The sequence below is a fragment of the Parendozoicomonas sp. 2304DJ65-17 genome (assembly GCF_058148445.1).
The window spans coordinates 711,853-728,100 of record NZ_JBYVJV010000001.1 but is presented as its reverse complement, the minus strand read 5'-3'; the positions used below and the strand labels follow the sequence as shown (position 1 = coordinate 728,100).

Here is a 16,248-nt window from a genome sequence, read left to right as displayed (position 1 = left end):
CTCACGCAACAAGTGATTGATTGTCAGCATTGTGTGTGATTTCATGCGTCTTGTGTCGTATGGGTGTGTGTGCTTTTACTCTAAAATATTGTGGTTTATGAAGTTTGACAGAGTTGTCCAAGTAGAATTTGATCTTATTGGTCTTTGCAAAAATACCTGGTCCAAATTGATTTGCAGGGAACTCTGATTTTATCCATCCCATTCTGCAATACGTATGAGCTAATAGTTGAGAGCAAAAGGCTGTTTTCATTCCCGAATTTATGCCAATTTGTCCTAATAGCCAGTTGTAAAGTTGCGGTATTTTTTCTGGGAATGGAGTGGCTGTGTATTTATCTACTAATGCGTGAAGCTTTTCTTCGTTAACAGATTCTGTTTCCAGTTTTGCTAATGCAAAACGATATTTACTTTTGTCTGGTGATATGTAGAAATTATCCACATTTACTAGATAATCCTCAAGCTTTAGCAGATGGGCGCCAGCGAAGCGTTGCTTATATAGCTTTTTGGAATGATTTTTTAGAATATTGATAGAGTCAGCCGTCCAGATATAAAGTACTCCATCTTTGTTTATTATCATCGCTGTATGACTGAAGTCTGTACCATGAGCTCTTGCTATTAATCGGCTTGTTTTGGCAGTTCCACTACATAATAAAATTGAACCGGTTGTTATATCACTCAAAATATCCTCTACATACGGCAAAGAGTCTTCATGGTAACTTTGTGGGGCTGGGTAAGTCTTCCAAGCAGTCCATGCTGCAAGATTCACAATTGAGTCTGCAATAATATTAATCATTGTTTTTCTATTGTTCTGCTCTTTGTATTTTATGTGGGATAAAAATTGTGTGGTTTTATTTTGATGGTCTTTTTTGCCGTTTCTATCATATGTCTTGATACTGAAATGTCGAGCACATCAGCTACTTACTATTCGAGAAAAAACATAACTAACACCATGCTGAGTTTTTATTAGTTGATTACTGTCGGATATTCTTTTGAGTTTGTTGCGTAGTTTACTGACCAGAACATCTATCCCTCTGTCCTCAGGATGCCAGTCAGTTCGCCCCAGTGTTTTGCCAAGCCTTTCACGGCTTAAGGGCGTGTTGAATCATAAAATCCAGAATGCGGGCTTCATTACGAGTGAGATTAACATTTTCACCACTTTCATTTTTTATAAGTAAGTCATCTCGGCTGAAGTGCCAGCTGTCAAAGCACGGTTGGTAGTTGAACTGACTTGTATGATGGGCTGCCCATATTCTGGCGGACAGATTTTGCGTATACCAGAATTTCCCTCAAAGGAAGGGGGGAGTAAGAGTCAGCCCCATTCGCCAGATCGATAATGCGTTCAACAGGGTCATCGCAGGAGGTTGTAAAAATAACACCACAACTGCTCATGGTGCGTAGTTGTTGGCAAAGTGTTTGCCCATCTATTCCTGGAAGATGTAAATCGAGAAAGATAGTATCAACAGGTTTGTTTTTGAAATAATCGATAATATTGGAATCATTGGATAATTCTGTGACTTCCCACCCATGAGTGCGCATGTAATCTGCCAGAAGTTTTTTGGCAGTGGGTTCGTGATCGATAATCAGAGCTTTGAGTGTTGCATTTTCCATATTGTCATAATGCGCAATGGTGAAGTTGTGTCCAGATATAGCGTCGTTAGAAATAAAAGCTGGATGTCCCGAATTCTGGGAAGTGGACGAGGCTCGGTCGATACTGATGGTGTCGTGAATCTTTCATATATGGGAATACATAACTTTTTCAAGAAAACACCAGTCAGCGTAATTTACGTTTGGAAAGGGGGACAGAGTTTTAAAACCAGAGATCAAGCTAAAGCCATGGTGCTTATCTGTTGACTTGCGTGCCCGGGCGGTTCTGGAGCTGTATCGGGATAAGGATGCAGCTTACCCTGATATTAAAGAAGGGGGTGTTATCTTGTGGGTCAGTTAGAACAAAGCTGAATTCTTTTATTGTTTTTCCCTCCTCCCGTGCAGTTCTCCCCATTACGGCCGATGAAATTTCAGATATCTCTCCTCTCAAGAGATGAGTTGTACTATTGCCGTCAATTTTCTGGCGAATGAGAGGAAAGACCTGAAACTCATAGATGGGTAGTGCGGGTTATGTCTGTAAATACATCTTCAGAGAAAAAGAGCACAGGTAGCGTTCGTATCGGGCTTGCGAGAACCTTGTTCAGCTGGTTCTTACTGCTTTCACTGCTTCCTCTCTCCATTGTTGGAATGATTGAGTACAACAATGCCCGAACCAATATTCTGGATAGTCGTCATGAAGAATTGTCCACAGTAAATCTCATGCTGAATCGCCAGATCAGCGATTATTTCGATGATATTGTGGTGAATATCCATTTCCGCAGTGGTAAGGCGGTTGATTTCCTTACTGACTTTAAAGAGAAGACAACAGAACAAAACCTGTCTGCCAAAGAATTTTTGGATAGTGAAGGGTATTACCAGCTTGTTGATACCTACAGCGTTGAATTCATTGATTTGATGCGTTTCTACGATTACTCCGACGTACTTGTCGGAGATGCTGAAGGTAATATTGTTTATTCAGTAGGGCGATACAGTGACTTCGGTGAAAATATTTTTTCGGGCTCCCTGAGTGAAACTGTTTTTTCTAAGGCAGTGCGTGAAGCCATTGCTCAGGATGATCGTCTTTACTCTGATCAGGAAATTTACCCCCCGGCTGGCGACGAAAAGGTTAGCTTTTTTGTACTCCCTCTGGTTGATGACAGGGAAAACACCATCGGTTTTATCGCCGCACAGATTTGGGCCAGAGATGATGTGTCTTTCATCTTGAATCAAAGCATTGGTATGAGTAACCACGTTAAAGCTTATGTGGTTGGTGAAGACAAGCGGATACGCTTTTTCCCGGAAGGAAAAAATTTCCCGGAAGCGCCTCTCTACCTGGAACCAGTAAATGAATGGAAAACTCATTTCACTGAAGATGGAGAATATATACCAGGTCATGGAGATGACAGGTTTGATGCAGACGTGCATGTTCACGATGAAGAAATGCATGACGAGTACGGTGCAATTGATCATGAGCTGGAAGAGGCAGAGCTGGATCCAGCCAGTCACACAGATACACATATTTCTGTGTACAGAAATAATGAAAATATTAAAGTCATGGGCGTTTCCCGTAACGTGGTTGTTGCGGGAGTAAATATGCTTTTGATTACAGAGATGGATTATGAAATGGCTATGGCTCCCGCCACAACCTTCCGTAATCAGCTCTTGTTTGTTCTTGGCGTGACCAGTTTTTTAGTTCTTCTTATTGCCGGAATTATCACCCGGCGCATTGTTAATCCTATTCGTAAAATCACCCAATGGGTTAATGAGGTTGCTTCGGGGAACTTTGTTGATGGAGAAGTGCTTCAGCAAAAAAATGAAATAGGTGAACTTTCCAAAAGTTTTCAGGTGATGACCGAGCGTTTGCGTAAGGTCAGTACAGATAATGAAGAACGAAGCTGGCATCAGGAAGGTGTAGCGAAACTGAATGAGACCCTTCGTGGGGAGCAGGCAATATCAGATCTTTGTCGTAATACTATTACCTGCCTGTGTCGCTATCTCAATATCCCTATGGGAGCAATGTATCTGCTTGCGGATGAGCGACGTCTGCAGATGATGGGAAGTTTTGCACTCACAACCCGTAAGCGTACTGGAAATGATTTTGCCCTTGGTGAGGGGATTCCCGGTCAGGCTGCATTGGAGAGGCAGGCACTGACAATTACCGTTCCCGATGACTATTTCTCTATTGAGTCTGGACTTGGCAGTCAACTGCCAGATCGGGTTTACGCAGTCCCGGTTATCTATGAAAGCAAGGTAATGGCGGTATTGGAGTTTGCTTTGCAGGGGCAGTTGTCTGAACGCAGCCAGGAGTTTATAGATGCGGCGATGGAGAGTATCGCAATTGCCATTAATTCTTCTCAAACCCGTGAAAGGGTTGAGGAACTGCTGCATAAAACAACTCAGCAAACAGAATCCCTCCAGCAACAGCAGGAAGATTTGCGTACTGCAAATGAAGAGCTAGAGCACCAGACCAAAATTCTTCAAGAATCAGAGGAAGAGTTGAAATCGCAGTCTGATGAGCTGCAACGTGCCAATGCGGAGCTGGAAGAGACCAGTGAATCTTTGTTCCATCAAAAAGAAGAAATTGAAGCAAAGAATAAAGAGATAGAAGAGTCCCGAAAAGCGCTTGAGCAGCGTGCGCAAGAAATGGAGATGGTCAGTAAATACAAATCAGAGTTCTTGGCCAACATGTCCCATGAATTACGCACACCTTTAAACAGTATGCTGATTCTGGCCAAAATGCTGGCTGATAACGTGGATGGTAATCTGGATACTGATGAGCAGGAATCAGCGCAGGTTATCCACAAGGTTGGACACGATCTGTTGAACCTGATTAACGATATCCTTGATCTCTCAAAAGTTGAAGCCGGTAAACTCTCTGTTCATATTGAGTCTGTATCTCTGAACTCCATCCTTGAATCCATGGATAACCAGTTCAAACCGCTGGCCAAAGAAAGAAATCTGTTCTTTGAAATTCATAGAAAAATGAATACCGAAGTGAATCTGCAAACAGACAGTCAGCGGGTTATGCAGATTCTCAAAAACCTTCTTTCCAACGGTTTCAAATTTACGGAAGAGGGTGGAATAAAACTCCATATAGAGCAGTTGCCACCGGGTAAAGATTTCAACACCGAAGCTCTGTGTGAACATGGCGCGATCAGTCTGGCGGTTGAAGATTCAGGTATTGGTATTCCTAAAGAGAAACAGAACGCCATCTTTGAAGCCTTCCAGCAGGCCGACGGTTCTACAAGTAGAAAATATGGTGGTACCGGGTTGGGGTTATCCATTGCCCGGGAAATGTCCCGCCTGCTTGGCGGAGAGATGAGAATAAGCAGTGAAGAAGGAAAAGGCGCAACCTTCAGTCTCTTATTGCCTGCTCAGCTCGAAGCATCTTCAGCGACTGAGTCTCAGGTGCATGAATTCACTTCTGAAGCGGCTTACAAAGCACCGGAACCTCCAAAAGCGACTGCTTCGCCAGAACCCACAGTTTCGGATACAACACAGGAAGACGCTCAGGATGAACCTCAGGAAGCAGATGATGACCGCTATGAACTCAATGGTGAGCGCCCGGTTCTGGTGGTTGAAGATGATTCTGAGTTCGCATGGGTGATTTATCGACTGGCCAAAATGAATGGGGCTTCCTGTCTGGTGACAGGAACGGGCAAGGAAGCGATTGAACTGAGTCTAAAGTATCACCCCAGAGCGGTGATACTGGATTTGGGGTTACCAGATATGGACGGTAAAGAAGTCCTCAAAGCCCTTAAAGAGCAGAAAGCGACGGAAGATATTCCTGTTCACGTTATCTCCGGGCGTGATGAAGATGATGCGCTGAGAGCAATGGGAGCAGTGGACTATCTGGTCAAACCGGTCAGTACTCAGCAACTCACAAAGATGTTTGGAGAACTGAAAAAAACAGCCAAGTTTGAAAAGGTATTGGTTGTTGATCCAGACCCAGATGTTGCCAAACAAGTGAATAAGTTTATGGCGGGTAAGTGTGAGGTCGTCACCGTTGTTACAGCTGCAGAGGCCAGAGAACAAATTAAGAACAACAGTTTCACCAGTATTATTCTTGAACTTGACCTGCCAGATGAAACCGGTGATGTTTTATTGGAATCATTACATAAAGAGTATGGAGAAAGCCTACCGCCGGTCATTATCAATACTTCAGAAACTCTTGATCGTGAGCGTTACACGGCGCTGGGTGGTGAATCCGATACTATGGTGGTGAAGGGAGAAGCCTCTTCTCAGGAACGGTTAAAGGATGAAGTTTCGCTGTTCCTGAACAGTGTTTCCAAGCCAGTCGCAAAACGTAAAAAACCAGCAGCCAAACCTATGACTGGTGATGATCAGCTGAAAGGTCGCAAGCTGCTGCTGGTTGATGATGACCTGCGTAATACCTTCGCTCTTTCCAAGGCGCTACAGCGTTTTGAAATGGATATCACTATCGCGGATAACGGCGAATTAGCACTGGAGCAACTGGAAAATAATCCGGATGTTGAGATTGTTCTGATGGATATCATGATGCCGGTGATGGACGGCTATGAAGCCACTAGAAAGATTCGTGAACAGGAACGGTTTAAAAACCTTCCGGTTATTGCACTGACTGCCAAGGCCATGGCTGATGATAAAGACAAATGTATTCAGGCGGGTGCTTCCGATTATCTCACCAAGCCAGTTGATATCGACAAACTGGTGAGCATGCTCAAAGTCTGGCTTCAGAGCGGTGCCGGAGAATAGGCATGACGACTTCGGGGCAGGACGTCAACAGTCTTCTACAGGCTATGGCTGATCAATACGGTTACGACTTCAGTGGTTATGCACCCGCTTCACTGAATCGTCGTATTCAGCGTCATATCCTGGAGTCTGGGATCAGTGATGTTCAGAGTCTGCAACAGACAATAGTCAATGATGAACAGGCCTTTGCAGACTTATTGCGCAGCTTGTCTGTCCCTGTCACTGAGATGTTCCGTGACCCGCTGTTTTTTAAATATCTTCGGGACACAATCATTCCTTGGCTGGCCACATTTCCCTTTATTCGTATATGGCATGCAGGTTGTGCGACAGGGGAGGAAGCCTGGTCTATGGCGGTTTTGCTGGAAGAGGCAAAACTGTTAGACAGGTGCCAGATATATGCAACGGATTACAACGAAGAGGCTTTAAATGTTGCCCGTAGGGGGATTTATAAATCTTCGTTGATGAAAGTCTGGCAGCGCAATTATGAAGACAGTGATGGGCCGGGTTCTTTATCTGACTACTGTCTGCAGAGATACGATTCATTGCGCATGGATAGGCGTCTGCAAAAACATATTACCTTTGCTAACCATAACCTGGTGACAGATCAGTCGTTCGGCGAAATGCATTTAATTCTTTGTCGCAATGTTCTGATCTATTTCAGCCGGGAACTGCAAGACAGAGTATTAACGCTGTTTCGGGACAGTCTTGTTCCTGGGGGGACTATGTGCCTTGGGCCAAGGGAAACCCTGCGTTTTGCTTCTGTTTATGATTGTTTCGAACCACTGGAAGCTGAGTGGAAAGTTTATCGCCTGAAAAAGGACTCAGCAGAATGAAGGTGGTTGTTATTGGCGCTTCAGCCGGAGGCAGTAAAGCACTTGCAGAATTGCTTGGCTATTTACCAGCTTCTTTCTCACTGCCCGTTATTGTGGTGAAGCATCACAAGCCGGGGGCTGCTAACGAGATGGCAGACTGGCTGGACAGCCGGATCGCATTGGACGCACATTTCGCTGACGACAAAGAACAGATAAAGCCTGGTACCGTAATTGTTGCTCCACCGGATTATCACCTTTTGTTGAGTCGGGATGGCACGGTTGAGCTGTCCCTTGATGAACCGGTGATTTATTCACGCCCTTCTCTTGATGTGCTCTTTGAAACAGCAGCAGATGCGTTTGGTGATCAAGCGATAGGTGTCGTGCTTACCGGGGCCAGTCGTGATGGGGCCAATGGGGCTGAAGCAATAAGGAAAGCTGGTGGACAGATTTTTGTACAGAATCCGGAAACAGCAGAAGTTTCTGTTATGCCGAAGGCGGCATTAGGAAAAAGTGATCTTGGCAATGCGATGGAACTGGATTGCCTTGCAACAAAATTACTGGGATTAGCCAATGAGTGACAAGGACGTATTACCAAAAGTTCTGGTTGTGGACGATATGCCGGAAAACCTTCTGGCTATGGGAAAACTGTTAAAACCTCTGAACATTGAGGTGGTGAAAGCCAGCTCTGGCGAAGAGGCTTTGGCTCAGGTTTTACGAAACCGGTTTGCCGTGATTCTGCTTGATGTGCAGATGCCAGTGATGGATGGCTTTGAAACCGCACAGTTAATGAGAGCGAATAAAGCCACGGCAGCGATTCCTATTATTTTTGTAACTGCCATCAGTAAAGAAGAACGCCATGTCACCATGGGTTATGAATCCGGAGCGGTGGATTATCTTTATAAGCCAGTGAATCCGGATATCTTGCTGGGCAAGGTCAAAGTCTTCCTGCAGCTGGAAGAGCAAAGGCTGGAAATGGAAGCCTTGACTGACAACCTGCGCGAGATGAGTGAGAAAAACCAGCTTTTATTAGACAGTGCCGCTGAGGGAATAATTGGAGTAAGCCCGGAAGGGACTGTGGAGTTTGCTAATCCAGCAGCCAGAGAGCTTCTGGATGTGAATGACGATGACCTGAAAAATAAAGCGGTTTTTCCCTGGTTCTACGATCCTGGTGTTGAAGAGTTCATACAAAACTGGAAAAAAGATTCAGCTTCAGAGCCGGTTTACCGGCAGACCAGCCGGATGAAGCGGCTGGCCGGAGACAGTAAGCCGGTAGAGTTCAACCTTTCCCCGATGCACGATAAGAAAGGAGATATAACCGGTGGAGTTCTTGTGTTTCGGGATATAACCGAGCGGGTGCAGCTGGAAGAGCATCTGACCAAAATGGCCAAGTATGACAACCTTACCGGGCTGGCCAACCGTACGCTATTCATGGAATTTCTTACAGCATCATTAGCTCGTAGTGAGCGCAGGGAACGAGGGACGGCTGTTATGTTCCTCGATCTGGATCATTTCAAACAGATAAACGACACACTGGGGCATGATGTGGGTGATGACCTGCTGACCAGTGTGGCGGCGCGCTTGCGGGAGTGTGTAAGAGACGGCGATATGATTGCTCGTCTTGGTGGTGATGAGTTTGCCATTGTGCTGGACGATGTCGCCCGTGCTGATGATGTGAAAATGGTGGCAGAAAAGATTGTGGAATCTATCTGTAAACCTCATCAAATTGCTGGCCGGGAAATTCATGCGAGCACCAGTGTAGGGGTAGCCACATGGCCGGATTGCGGCAAGGAAGCCAATGAGCTGATTAAGGCCGCGGATACCGCTATGTACGTAGCCAAAAAAGCGGGCAGAAGAGGTTATCGCTTCTTCACCGCAGATATGCAGGCTGAAGGCCAGCGCCGGGTGAAGCAGGAGCATGCTCTTAAAGATGCCGTACGGAATGGCAGTTTCGGACTTGTGTATCAGCCAATGATATCTCTCGAAACTGGAGCCGTTGCTGGGTATGCCTCTCAGTTGCGCTGGGAGTATGAAGGCAAGTTATTGGTACCGGAAGAGTTCTTGCCAGCGGTAGAATCTCTTCGGCTTATGAATCCGCTGGGGCTTTGGACCCTGGATAATGTTTGCCGGGAAGCTAAAAGCTGGAGAGGGAGTGATGGCTCAAGAGACGATGTGTTTTTCGCAGTCAATCTTGCGTTAAGCCAGTGCAGGGATACTGATGTTCAGCAAATCGTTGAGCAGGTTATGACCCAGCAAGGTGTGGTTCCTGCACAGCTGGAGTTGGAAATTTCAGAACGCATTGTCGGTGATGTGCCGGGCAAGTTGATCACATCTTTAAACGCTTTGAGAGAACAGGGCGTTCATGTTGCGCTGGATAATTTTGGCAGCGGTTTATCGGCCCTGAATTACCTTCGTAAGTTACCAGTAGATGTTGTGAAAGTGGATCAGCTTTATATCCGTGAAATAGGCAAAGATGCTCGCGTTGAAGGTATTCTCAAAGCTATAACCGATCTTGCTCATGATATGGGCATTCGTGTTGTGGCAGAGGGTGTTGAATCAACCGAGCAATTAGAGTTTCTGAAAGGCCTTGGTTATGACCGGGCACAGGGTATGTTAATGGGCAGGCCGGAAAGCATTACCAGAATTGATCATGAGGCTTTTGAGCTACCTGTTACCTCTGCCAGTAAAGTGAATACCTCAGAAAGCCGGCCACATTGAGAATATCCTAACGGGAACAACTTTCCTGTAGCATGTGGCCTCAGGTCAATTTCTATTGAATCAATCAGCGTTATCCTGAAAGCGTAACTCGAACTGGCTGGGGGTATTTTATGCAACTTCAGTTTTTGGGGGCGGCTGGCACTGTGACCGGCTCCAAGTCGTTAGTTGTGTCCCATGGGCGTCGAATTTTAATAGATTGTGGGTTGTATCAGGGCATCAAGAACGAGAGAGAGCGTAACTGGCAACCGTTCCCTGTTCCCGCGAATAAGATTGATGCCATTGTTCTTACCCATGCTCATATAGACCACAGTGGTTACCTGCCAGCATTGGTTCGGCAGGGTTTTGAAGGTCCGGTCTATTGCAGCGAAGGAACCTATGATCTGTGTAAGGTTTTGCTTCCTGATGCAGGATTCTTGCAGGAAGAAGATGCCCGTTACGCGAACAAGAAAGGCTATTCAAAACACAAACCCGCACTACCTCTTTATACCGAAGCGGATGCCCGTAAATCTTTAAAGCTGTTTAAACCAAAGAGCTTTGATAAGCAGCATGAGCTGCCTGGTGGTTTAACTATGCGTTTTCGCAGGGCTGGTCATATTCTTGGAGCCAGTACTGTGGAGCTGTTTAACGGTAAGCATATTCTGGCATTCAGTGGTGATCTGGGGCGTATGAATGACCCGATCATGTATCCACCGGAACCTTTGCCGAGAGCGGATTGGCTGGTTCTGGAATCAACCTATGGTAATCGCCTGCATACAGATGTTGATCCACTGCCTGAGCTTGAACAGATCATCAATAAAACCACACAACAAGGGGGCACGGTTCTGATTCCCGCCTTTGCTGTGGGGCGAGTGCAGCTGGTTCTGCACTTGATTCAGCAGTTGAAAGACAGTGGTCGTATTTCAGGTAATATTCCGGTTTACCTCAACAGCCCGATGGCTATTAGTGCCACGGAGTTGTTCTTCAAGTATCCAGAGAAGCACAAACTGACCCGGGAAGATTGTGAGCGCATTGATGCCAACACCCGTTATATTCGTGCAGTGGAAGATTCTATCGCACTGAATCGCAGTAACTACCCATCCATTATTATTTCCGCCAGTGGTATGGCCAGCGGTGGGCGAGTGGTTCATCACCTGAATGCAATGGCTTCAAACCATCGAAATAGCATCGTGTTTATGGGCTTTCAGGCACCAGGAACGAGAGGCGAAAAGCTGGTAAGTGGAGCCGAAACGATACGCATCTTTGGCCGGGACGTGCCAGTAAAAGCCAAAGTTTATCGAATCGAAAATCTCTCTGCACACGGGGATTATGAAGATATCCTTTCGTGGCTGGGCGGCATTCGCCAACCGCCTAAACAGGTTTTGATCAATCATGGCAGCCCGGAATCTTCAGAAGGTTTGGCTGAACATATTCGTGAACGTTATGGCTGGCAGGCCGACATCGCAGATATGAACAACACTGTGACCATTCCTGATCCACAGTAATTTGATAGATATCAAAAGGTCTGGAGCACATTGACTATATTGTGTGTGCTCTGAGCCTCTCCTCAGAACTTCCCTAATAAGTTTTATAGATAAATAAGACCCGGAGACGAGTCATGCCTACGGCGTCGGCCAGAGATATTGCCAGATTGCTGGTGGATATCGGTGTTCTGTTGCTGCGATCTGGTGCCCATACCGAACGAACAATCCGCAACCTGAAAAGGTTTGCCGCTGCGTTTGGCTATGAGCCCGATATATTTATTGCCTTTTCTGGCCTGACCCTCACTGTCCACGGGCCGGAGCAATCCACTACGTTATTTGGTCGCGTTGCTGTGCATGGTGTACGGCTTTCTGTAGTTGCGGCGGTCAGTCAATTGAGCTGGCGTGTGGCAGAGGAAGGGCTGACTGTCGCGGAAATTCGTAAAGAGTTAAAAGACATTAACGAACTGCCTCACTTTCCTCGCTGGATAACGCTGTTAATGATTGGCTTCGGCTGTGGTGCGCTTTCCCGCATTATGGGCGCGGATTGGCCAGTGGTTTCTGTCACAGTGCTTGCGTCCAGTGTGGCCTTGCTTGTGCGTATGAAAATGACGGAATGGCGATTCAATACATTCCTCGTTATTGTCTCCTCCGCTGCAATAGCCAGCCTTATTGGGGGAATGGCGACCCGTTTTCATATGGGAGAAACAAGTGGCCTTGCAGTCGCTGCTTCTGTGCTGTTCCTGATTCCCGGAGTGCCGCTTATTAATGGGGTTGTGGACCTGATTAATGGCTACATGAGTATGGGGATTGCGCGATCGGCGATGGGGGCAGCTATCGCATTCTCTCTTGCTAGTGGCATGCTTGTAGGTATGCAGGTCGCAGGGGTTTCCCTATGAACGACTGGTTGATCTGGATGTCTTCATTTGTGGAACCAGCGGCCTTGGCGGCGGTAACAGCTTCTGCGTTTGCGGTGCTTTTCAGTGTTCCGGTAAGAACTCTTTTTCCTACAGCTCTCTTAGGTGCCTTTGGCGTAACGGTGAAGTTTTCTTTAATGGCTTTGGGCTGGAGTGTGATTGAAGGAACCTTCGTTGCCTCCATGGGAGTGGGATTGTGCGGCATGTGGCTGGCTTGGCGTTATCATGCACCTACTGTTGTTTTTTCACTGCCCGCTGTTATTCCTATGGTTCCCGGAGTTTATGCCTACAGAACGATGATGGGCGTGCTGGAGTTCACCCGTGTTGGGGGAATCGACCAGCCACTTCTGATCAGCATTATCAGTAATGGGTTGATGACGGCCTTCCTGTTTTTGTGTTTAGCTATTGGTGTCGCCCTGCCAAATATCCTCTTGCGTGGGCGCAGTGTGCGGGATGTATGCGTTTTGTACAAAAAAGATAAGAATTATAAAAAGCAAAAAGAAAGTTAAACTCTGAGGGCTGTTCTTGCTCTTGGGTGTGTGGGAGGCGCTGTAAGCTCTTATGGGGTTCTATGACCGTTATATTCTGCCCGAATTAATTAATTTCGCCTGTGGGTTACCCCAGGTTTGTAAACAGCGTAATCAGGTAGTGCCCCTCGCTACCGGACGAGTGCTGGAAATTGGCTTTGGCTCCGGGCTGAATCTTCCTTTTTATAAAACTGAAAATGTTGAGCGACTGTTTGCGCTGGAACCTTCTGAAGGCATGCGTAAAAAGAGCAGTCCTCTTCTGGAAAAGTCGCCGATGGAGTTTCAGTGGCTTGATCTGGAAGCGGAACAGATACCGCTGGAAGACAACAGCATTGATACCGTGGTTCTGACTTATACCCTCTGCACCATTCCAGGCTGGCAGAACGCTCTTCAACAGATGCGCAGGGTATTAAAACCTGATGGTATTTTGCTGTTCTCTGAACACGGTCTTGCCCCTGATCAGGCTGTAAGAAAGTGGCAGGATCGTTTGAACCCCGCCTGGAATATCATTGCTGGTGGTTGTCATCTAAACAGGGATATTCCTCGGTTTCTCCGTGACTCTGGTTTCGACATTCAGGAAATCAACGAAGGCTATATGCCCAAGTCGCCACGTTTTGCCTCGTATAATTACCGAGGTATTGCCAAACAGAGAAAATAAGATTATCACCCACTTCCTTGTACACGGTACCGAAGTGCAGATTCACAAAATTATTTCCAAGAGTGCCCTGGCCGAGATTGCAACCTACCCCGATGACATGCGCTCCCTCCTGTCAGAGGAAAACCTCAAGGAAGTAATGGGCTATAAATTCTGAGGAGCGCTACTAAAACAGCTCCATTAAGTCATCTTCATCCATAGTGTTAACGGTATAACAAATCAAGACAATCGAGGAAACCAAATGAATGGGGCCACACCCCACATAGAACTCCAGTGAGACACCGGCCAAAAGAGAACCTGCAAGGAGGTATCCCAACATTTTACGATTGGACAATGGCTGAGGGGCTGCAAATGAATCATGGTACTGGGCAACCATGTATTCAGGGAAGGATTTATCACCCATAACACACCCACCCTTGCCATCTCTGTGGAGCCGCTCAACCCCAAGGCCATGTAAGCCATCAGGTTGTTTAGTGGAACAAAGGCAGTTTGACACTCCTGTTTCCGGAAGATGCTCCAAAGAGCCTTGTGCTTTCAGGCACTGAATATTGTTTCCTGTTTCGTCATCACGGTGTATCCAGATAATCTGGTTATACAGATCCTGTCGTTCAAGGGGGAAAAACGACGACTGATGGTTCACGCCATAACACTGACTCTCCTGCAAAGTGCCCCATTCATAAGAGTTATCATCCAAAATGGCTAAACAAGGAGGTCCGGATAGCGTCAGCGGTTTTAAAACATTCGGCTCATGTGGCCAGGCAAGGCTGGCTACAGCCAATAAAAAAAGTACTAGTACTAGTACTAAACGCTTACTTTGCATTTTAATATCCTCAAGCTTGATGAAATCAGCTGAGGTAAGACAAAGTTTGCTTTTTCGGGTTCGTAACCGTTCTGCAAGAGAGGCTGACGCACCTTCCCCAAGAAAAGAATAAAAAGCGGGTGAAAGAGCGGAGCCAGAAGAACTGGCTCTCCATCAATGCTTAATTAGGGCGACCTGCAGCGTAAGACGCATAATCAGGTGCTACACGTTCAAAGGATGTGTTGAACAGTGCAGAGGTAACCAGCAGGTCGGCAGATGCCTGGTTACAGGCTACGGGAATATTCCAGACGGCTGCCAGACGAAGTAGGGCTTTGATGTCCGGATCATGGGGCTGTGCTTCTAATGGGTCCCAAAAGAAAATCAAAGTATCGATTTTACCTTCCGCGATCATGGAACCGATCTGTTGATCCCCACCTAATGGACCGCTGATCAGTTTATTGATTTCCAGCCGAAGACGGTTGCTGATCATGCTGCCGGTAGTGCCGGTGGCAAAGAGTGAGTGCTTTTCTATTTGAGAACGATGTTTGGCAACCCAGTCGAGAAGAGGTTGCTTCATGTTGTCGTGTGCTACCAATGCAATATTACGGGTAGCGGGCATTGTGACTGTTTTGTATTCCACTTGGCGTCTCGTAATCGATGTCTTAGCTCAGCAATCGCTGTACTGTGACGGTAGAACGAAAGAGTCGATGCTGGCCTGATGGCCCTCAATGCAGGCTTCCATAGCAAGGGTAAAATCCTTGAAAAATTGCTCTGCAAGAGTTTTGGTAAAACCTTTTCGGATGACCATGCGCAGAACATGAATCTGGTCAGCATCCGGGGGCAGGGAGTAAGCCGGAACAATCCACCCACACTCCCTCAGACTATCAGATATGGAGTAGGGGCTGTAGCGCGAATCCAGGAATGTGATAACGATATAAGGCATTGGGCTATCGTCTGAAATCAGCCTCACAGTGCCGGTATCAAGCAGTTTTCTTTCCAGATGATTCTTGCTTTCCATAATCTCCAGTATGTTTTTTTTGTAACCGCTAAAGCCAAGATGCAAAAACATATAATACTGGGCATAGAGCATTGCGCTGTTACGTGAGTAAGCAAAGCTGTAGTTCTGCATGGTGTTGTTCAGGAAATTGATATTGAATTGAAGCTTTTCAGCTGTTGTTTTGATGTCCCTGAAAATAACAGCGCCGAGGCCGGGGTAAACAAAGCCGTATTTGTGATTGGAGACACTGATGGAGTGTACCTGTTCAAGGCGAAAATCCCATCTCAGCTCTGGCTCTGTAAATGGCAGTACAAAACCTCCGCCTGCGGCATCCACATGGATGGGAATATCTTTCCCGGTTTTGTTTTTATGTTCGACTAGAAGGTTATTAATGCCTTCAATGTCGTCTATATGGCCTGTGTAGGTTTTTCCGGCGATCACACCAACAGCTAAAGTGTTGGCATCAATCAGTGGCTTTACCGACTCTGGGCCAATAGTGAAACAGGTATCAGTGATCGGAATAACCCGTAATTCTACATTGAAGAAATCAGAAAATTTCTTCCAGCAGGTGTGCACATCTGCTCCGCAGATAATATTCAGGTTAGCGCCAAAACTGGGAACCATTGTGTGCGCTTCATGCCACCGCCACCGGTGCATCTGCAAGGCAAGGAAAATAGCTTCCGACGAACCCGCGGTGCATACCCCTGTAGGTGTTGCTGTTTCCGGGCAGTGAAACAGGTGTGCCTGCATTTGTATCAGGCGGCTCTCAATAATTCTGGGGTAAGGGTTGCTGTTGCCATCAACCACGTTTTGTTTGCAGCCTTCCAGTATTAGCTGGTCTGCATACTCATCCATTTCGTGAGTGAGCAGGGAACCGAGATTTCTTTCTGGTGGGACTGTTTTTAGTTCACCAACCTCTTGGTGAAAGAGTTCAAGAATGGCGTCGGAATCCATTCCGTTTGCCGGAAGCTGATATGTCGATTCATCTTCCGGCAGCTCCTGTTCCTGTACTGCTGAACCATGAGAGTTATCAAGAGTGAAGGGCACTGCCCGCTCC

At 46.5% G+C, this 16,248-nt stretch carries 14 protein-coding genes and 1 pseudogene; 9 read left to right on the top strand and 6 right to left on the bottom strand.

What is annotated here, in order from left to right; translation table 11 throughout:
* Position 1: 1 nt before the first annotated feature.
* From ACY2RR_RS03365 to ACY2RR_RS03355, 3 genes and pseudogenes are all read right to left on the bottom strand, one after another.
* Positions 2–790: a hypothetical protein gene (locus tag ACY2RR_RS03365; RefSeq protein ID WP_490106728.1), complete on the bottom strand. Its 789-nt coding sequence runs from the start codon at positions 788–790 to the stop codon at positions 2–4.
* Between the two features lie 117 nt (positions 791–907).
* Positions 908–1,081: pseudogene (locus tag ACY2RR_RS03360) on the bottom strand (winged helix-turn-helix domain-containing protein); the annotation flags it as partial.
* A 116-nt stretch (positions 1,082–1,197) separates the two neighbouring features.
* The gene (locus ACY2RR_RS03355) at positions 1,198–1,605 is read right to left on the bottom strand and encodes a response regulator (protein ID WP_490106727.1); all 408 of its coding nucleotides are present in this window, start codon (positions 1,603–1,605) and stop codon (positions 1,198–1,200) included.
* 27 nt (positions 1,606–1,632) lie between these two features.
* Here ACY2RR_RS03355 and ACY2RR_RS03350 point away from each other — a divergent pair, with 27 nt between their 5' ends.
* The 9 genes from ACY2RR_RS03350 (at position 1,633) to ACY2RR_RS03310 (ending at position 13,398) form a co-directional block, all read left to right on the top strand.
* On the top strand, positions 1,633–1,848 hold the full coding sequence (locus ACY2RR_RS03350) for a hypothetical protein (protein WP_490106726.1): 216 nt from the start codon (positions 1,633–1,635) through the stop codon (positions 1,846–1,848).
* A 264-nt stretch (positions 1,849–2,112) separates the two neighbouring features.
* Complete coding sequence (locus tag ACY2RR_RS03345; protein ID WP_490106725.1) at positions 2,113–6,315, top strand: response regulator; 4,203 nt, start codon at positions 2,113–2,115, stop codon at positions 6,313–6,315.
* A 2-nt stretch (positions 6,316–6,317) separates the two neighbouring features.
* Positions 6,318–7,145, top strand: coding sequence for a CheR family methyltransferase (locus ACY2RR_RS03340; protein ID WP_490106724.1), 828 nt, complete (start codon positions 6,318–6,320; stop codon positions 7,143–7,145).
* Positions 7,142–7,702, top strand: coding sequence for a chemotaxis protein CheB (locus tag ACY2RR_RS03335; RefSeq protein WP_490106723.1), 561 nt, complete (start codon positions 7,142–7,144; stop codon positions 7,700–7,702). Before ACY2RR_RS03340 ends, ACY2RR_RS03335 begins: the two co-directional genes overlap by 4 nt.
* Positions 7,695–9,839 (top strand): GGDEF/EAL domain-containing response regulator, encoded by a 2,145-nt coding sequence (locus ACY2RR_RS03330; protein ID WP_490106722.1) that lies wholly within the window; start codon positions 7,695–7,697, stop codon positions 9,837–9,839. The genes ACY2RR_RS03335 and ACY2RR_RS03330 overlap by 8 nt, the downstream gene beginning before the upstream one ends.
* A gap of 110 nt (positions 9,840–9,949) precedes the next feature.
* Entirely contained in the window at positions 9,950–11,320 is a 1,371-nt protein-coding gene (locus tag ACY2RR_RS03325; protein ID WP_490106721.1) for an MBL fold metallo-hydrolase RNA specificity domain-containing protein, read from the top strand.
* Between the two features lie 113 nt (positions 11,321–11,433).
* Positions 11,434–12,195, top strand: coding sequence for a threonine/serine exporter family protein (locus tag ACY2RR_RS03320; protein ID WP_490106720.1), 762 nt, complete (start codon positions 11,434–11,436; stop codon positions 12,193–12,195).
* Positions 12,192–12,722: a threonine/serine exporter family protein gene (locus ACY2RR_RS03315; protein WP_490106719.1), complete on the top strand. Its 531-nt coding sequence runs from the start codon at positions 12,192–12,194 to the stop codon at positions 12,720–12,722. Before ACY2RR_RS03320 ends, ACY2RR_RS03315 begins: the two co-directional genes overlap by 4 nt.
* 52 nt (positions 12,723–12,774) lie before the next feature.
* Positions 12,775–13,398, top strand: a complete 624-nt coding sequence (locus ACY2RR_RS03310) for a class I SAM-dependent methyltransferase (RefSeq protein WP_490106718.1) — start codon at positions 12,775–12,777, stop codon at positions 13,396–13,398.
* Between the two features lie 163 nt (positions 13,399–13,561).
* Here the strand turns inward: ACY2RR_RS03310 and ACY2RR_RS03305 are convergent, their stop codons facing one another.
* From ACY2RR_RS03305 to gad, 3 genes are all read right to left on the bottom strand, one after another.
* Positions 13,562–14,215, bottom strand: coding sequence for a hypothetical protein (locus ACY2RR_RS03305; protein WP_490106717.1), 654 nt, complete (start codon positions 14,213–14,215; stop codon positions 13,562–13,564).
* 160 nt (positions 14,216–14,375) lie between these two features.
* Positions 14,376–14,813: a methylglyoxal synthase gene (locus ACY2RR_RS03300; RefSeq protein WP_490106716.1), complete on the bottom strand. Its 438-nt coding sequence runs from the start codon at positions 14,811–14,813 to the stop codon at positions 14,376–14,378.
* Positions 14,814–14,861: 48 nt separating this feature from the next.
* Positions 14,862–16,238, bottom strand: a complete 1,377-nt coding sequence (gad, locus tag ACY2RR_RS03295; RefSeq protein WP_490106715.1) for a glutamate decarboxylase — start codon at positions 16,236–16,238, stop codon at positions 14,862–14,864.
* Positions 16,239–16,248 lie beyond the last annotated feature (10 nt).

What these genes read in the sequence shown, in the direction of transcription:
- ACY2RR_RS03365 (WP_490106728.1), bottom strand. Translation starts at nt 790, where the DNA reads ATGATTAATATTATTGCAGACTCAATTGTGAATCTTGCAGCATGGACT.
- ACY2RR_RS03355 (WP_490106727.1), bottom strand. Translation starts at nt 1,605, where the DNA reads ATGGAAAATGCAACACTCAAAGCTCTGATTATCGATCACGAACCCACT.
- ACY2RR_RS03345 (WP_490106725.1), top strand. Translation starts at nt 2,113, where the DNA reads ATGTCTGTAAATACATCTTCAGAGAAAAAGAGCACAGGTAGCGTTCGT.
- ACY2RR_RS03340 (WP_490106724.1), top strand. Translation starts at nt 6,318, where the DNA reads ATGACGACTTCGGGGCAGGACGTCAACAGTCTTCTACAGGCTATGGCT.
- ACY2RR_RS03335 (WP_490106723.1), top strand. Translation starts at nt 7,142, where the DNA reads ATGAAGGTGGTTGTTATTGGCGCTTCAGCCGGAGGCAGTAAAGCACTT.
- ACY2RR_RS03330 (WP_490106722.1), top strand. Translation starts at nt 7,695, where the DNA reads ATGAGTGACAAGGACGTATTACCAAAAGTTCTGGTTGTGGACGATATG.
- ACY2RR_RS03325 (WP_490106721.1), top strand. Translation starts at nt 9,950, where the DNA reads ATGCAACTTCAGTTTTTGGGGGCGGCTGGCACTGTGACCGGCTCCAAG.
- ACY2RR_RS03320 (WP_490106720.1), top strand. Translation starts at nt 11,434, where the DNA reads ATGCCTACGGCGTCGGCCAGAGATATTGCCAGATTGCTGGTGGATATC.
- ACY2RR_RS03315 (WP_490106719.1), top strand. Translation starts at nt 12,192, where the DNA reads ATGAACGACTGGTTGATCTGGATGTCTTCATTTGTGGAACCAGCGGCC.
- ACY2RR_RS03310 (WP_490106718.1), top strand. Translation starts at nt 12,775, where the DNA reads ATGGGGTTCTATGACCGTTATATTCTGCCCGAATTAATTAATTTCGCC.
- ACY2RR_RS03305 (WP_490106717.1), bottom strand. Translation starts at nt 14,215, where the DNA reads ATGCAAAGTAAGCGTTTAGTACTAGTACTAGTACTTTTTTTATTGGCT.
- ACY2RR_RS03300 (WP_490106716.1), bottom strand. Translation starts at nt 14,813, where the DNA reads ATGCCCGCTACCCGTAATATTGCATTGGTAGCACACGACAACATGAAG.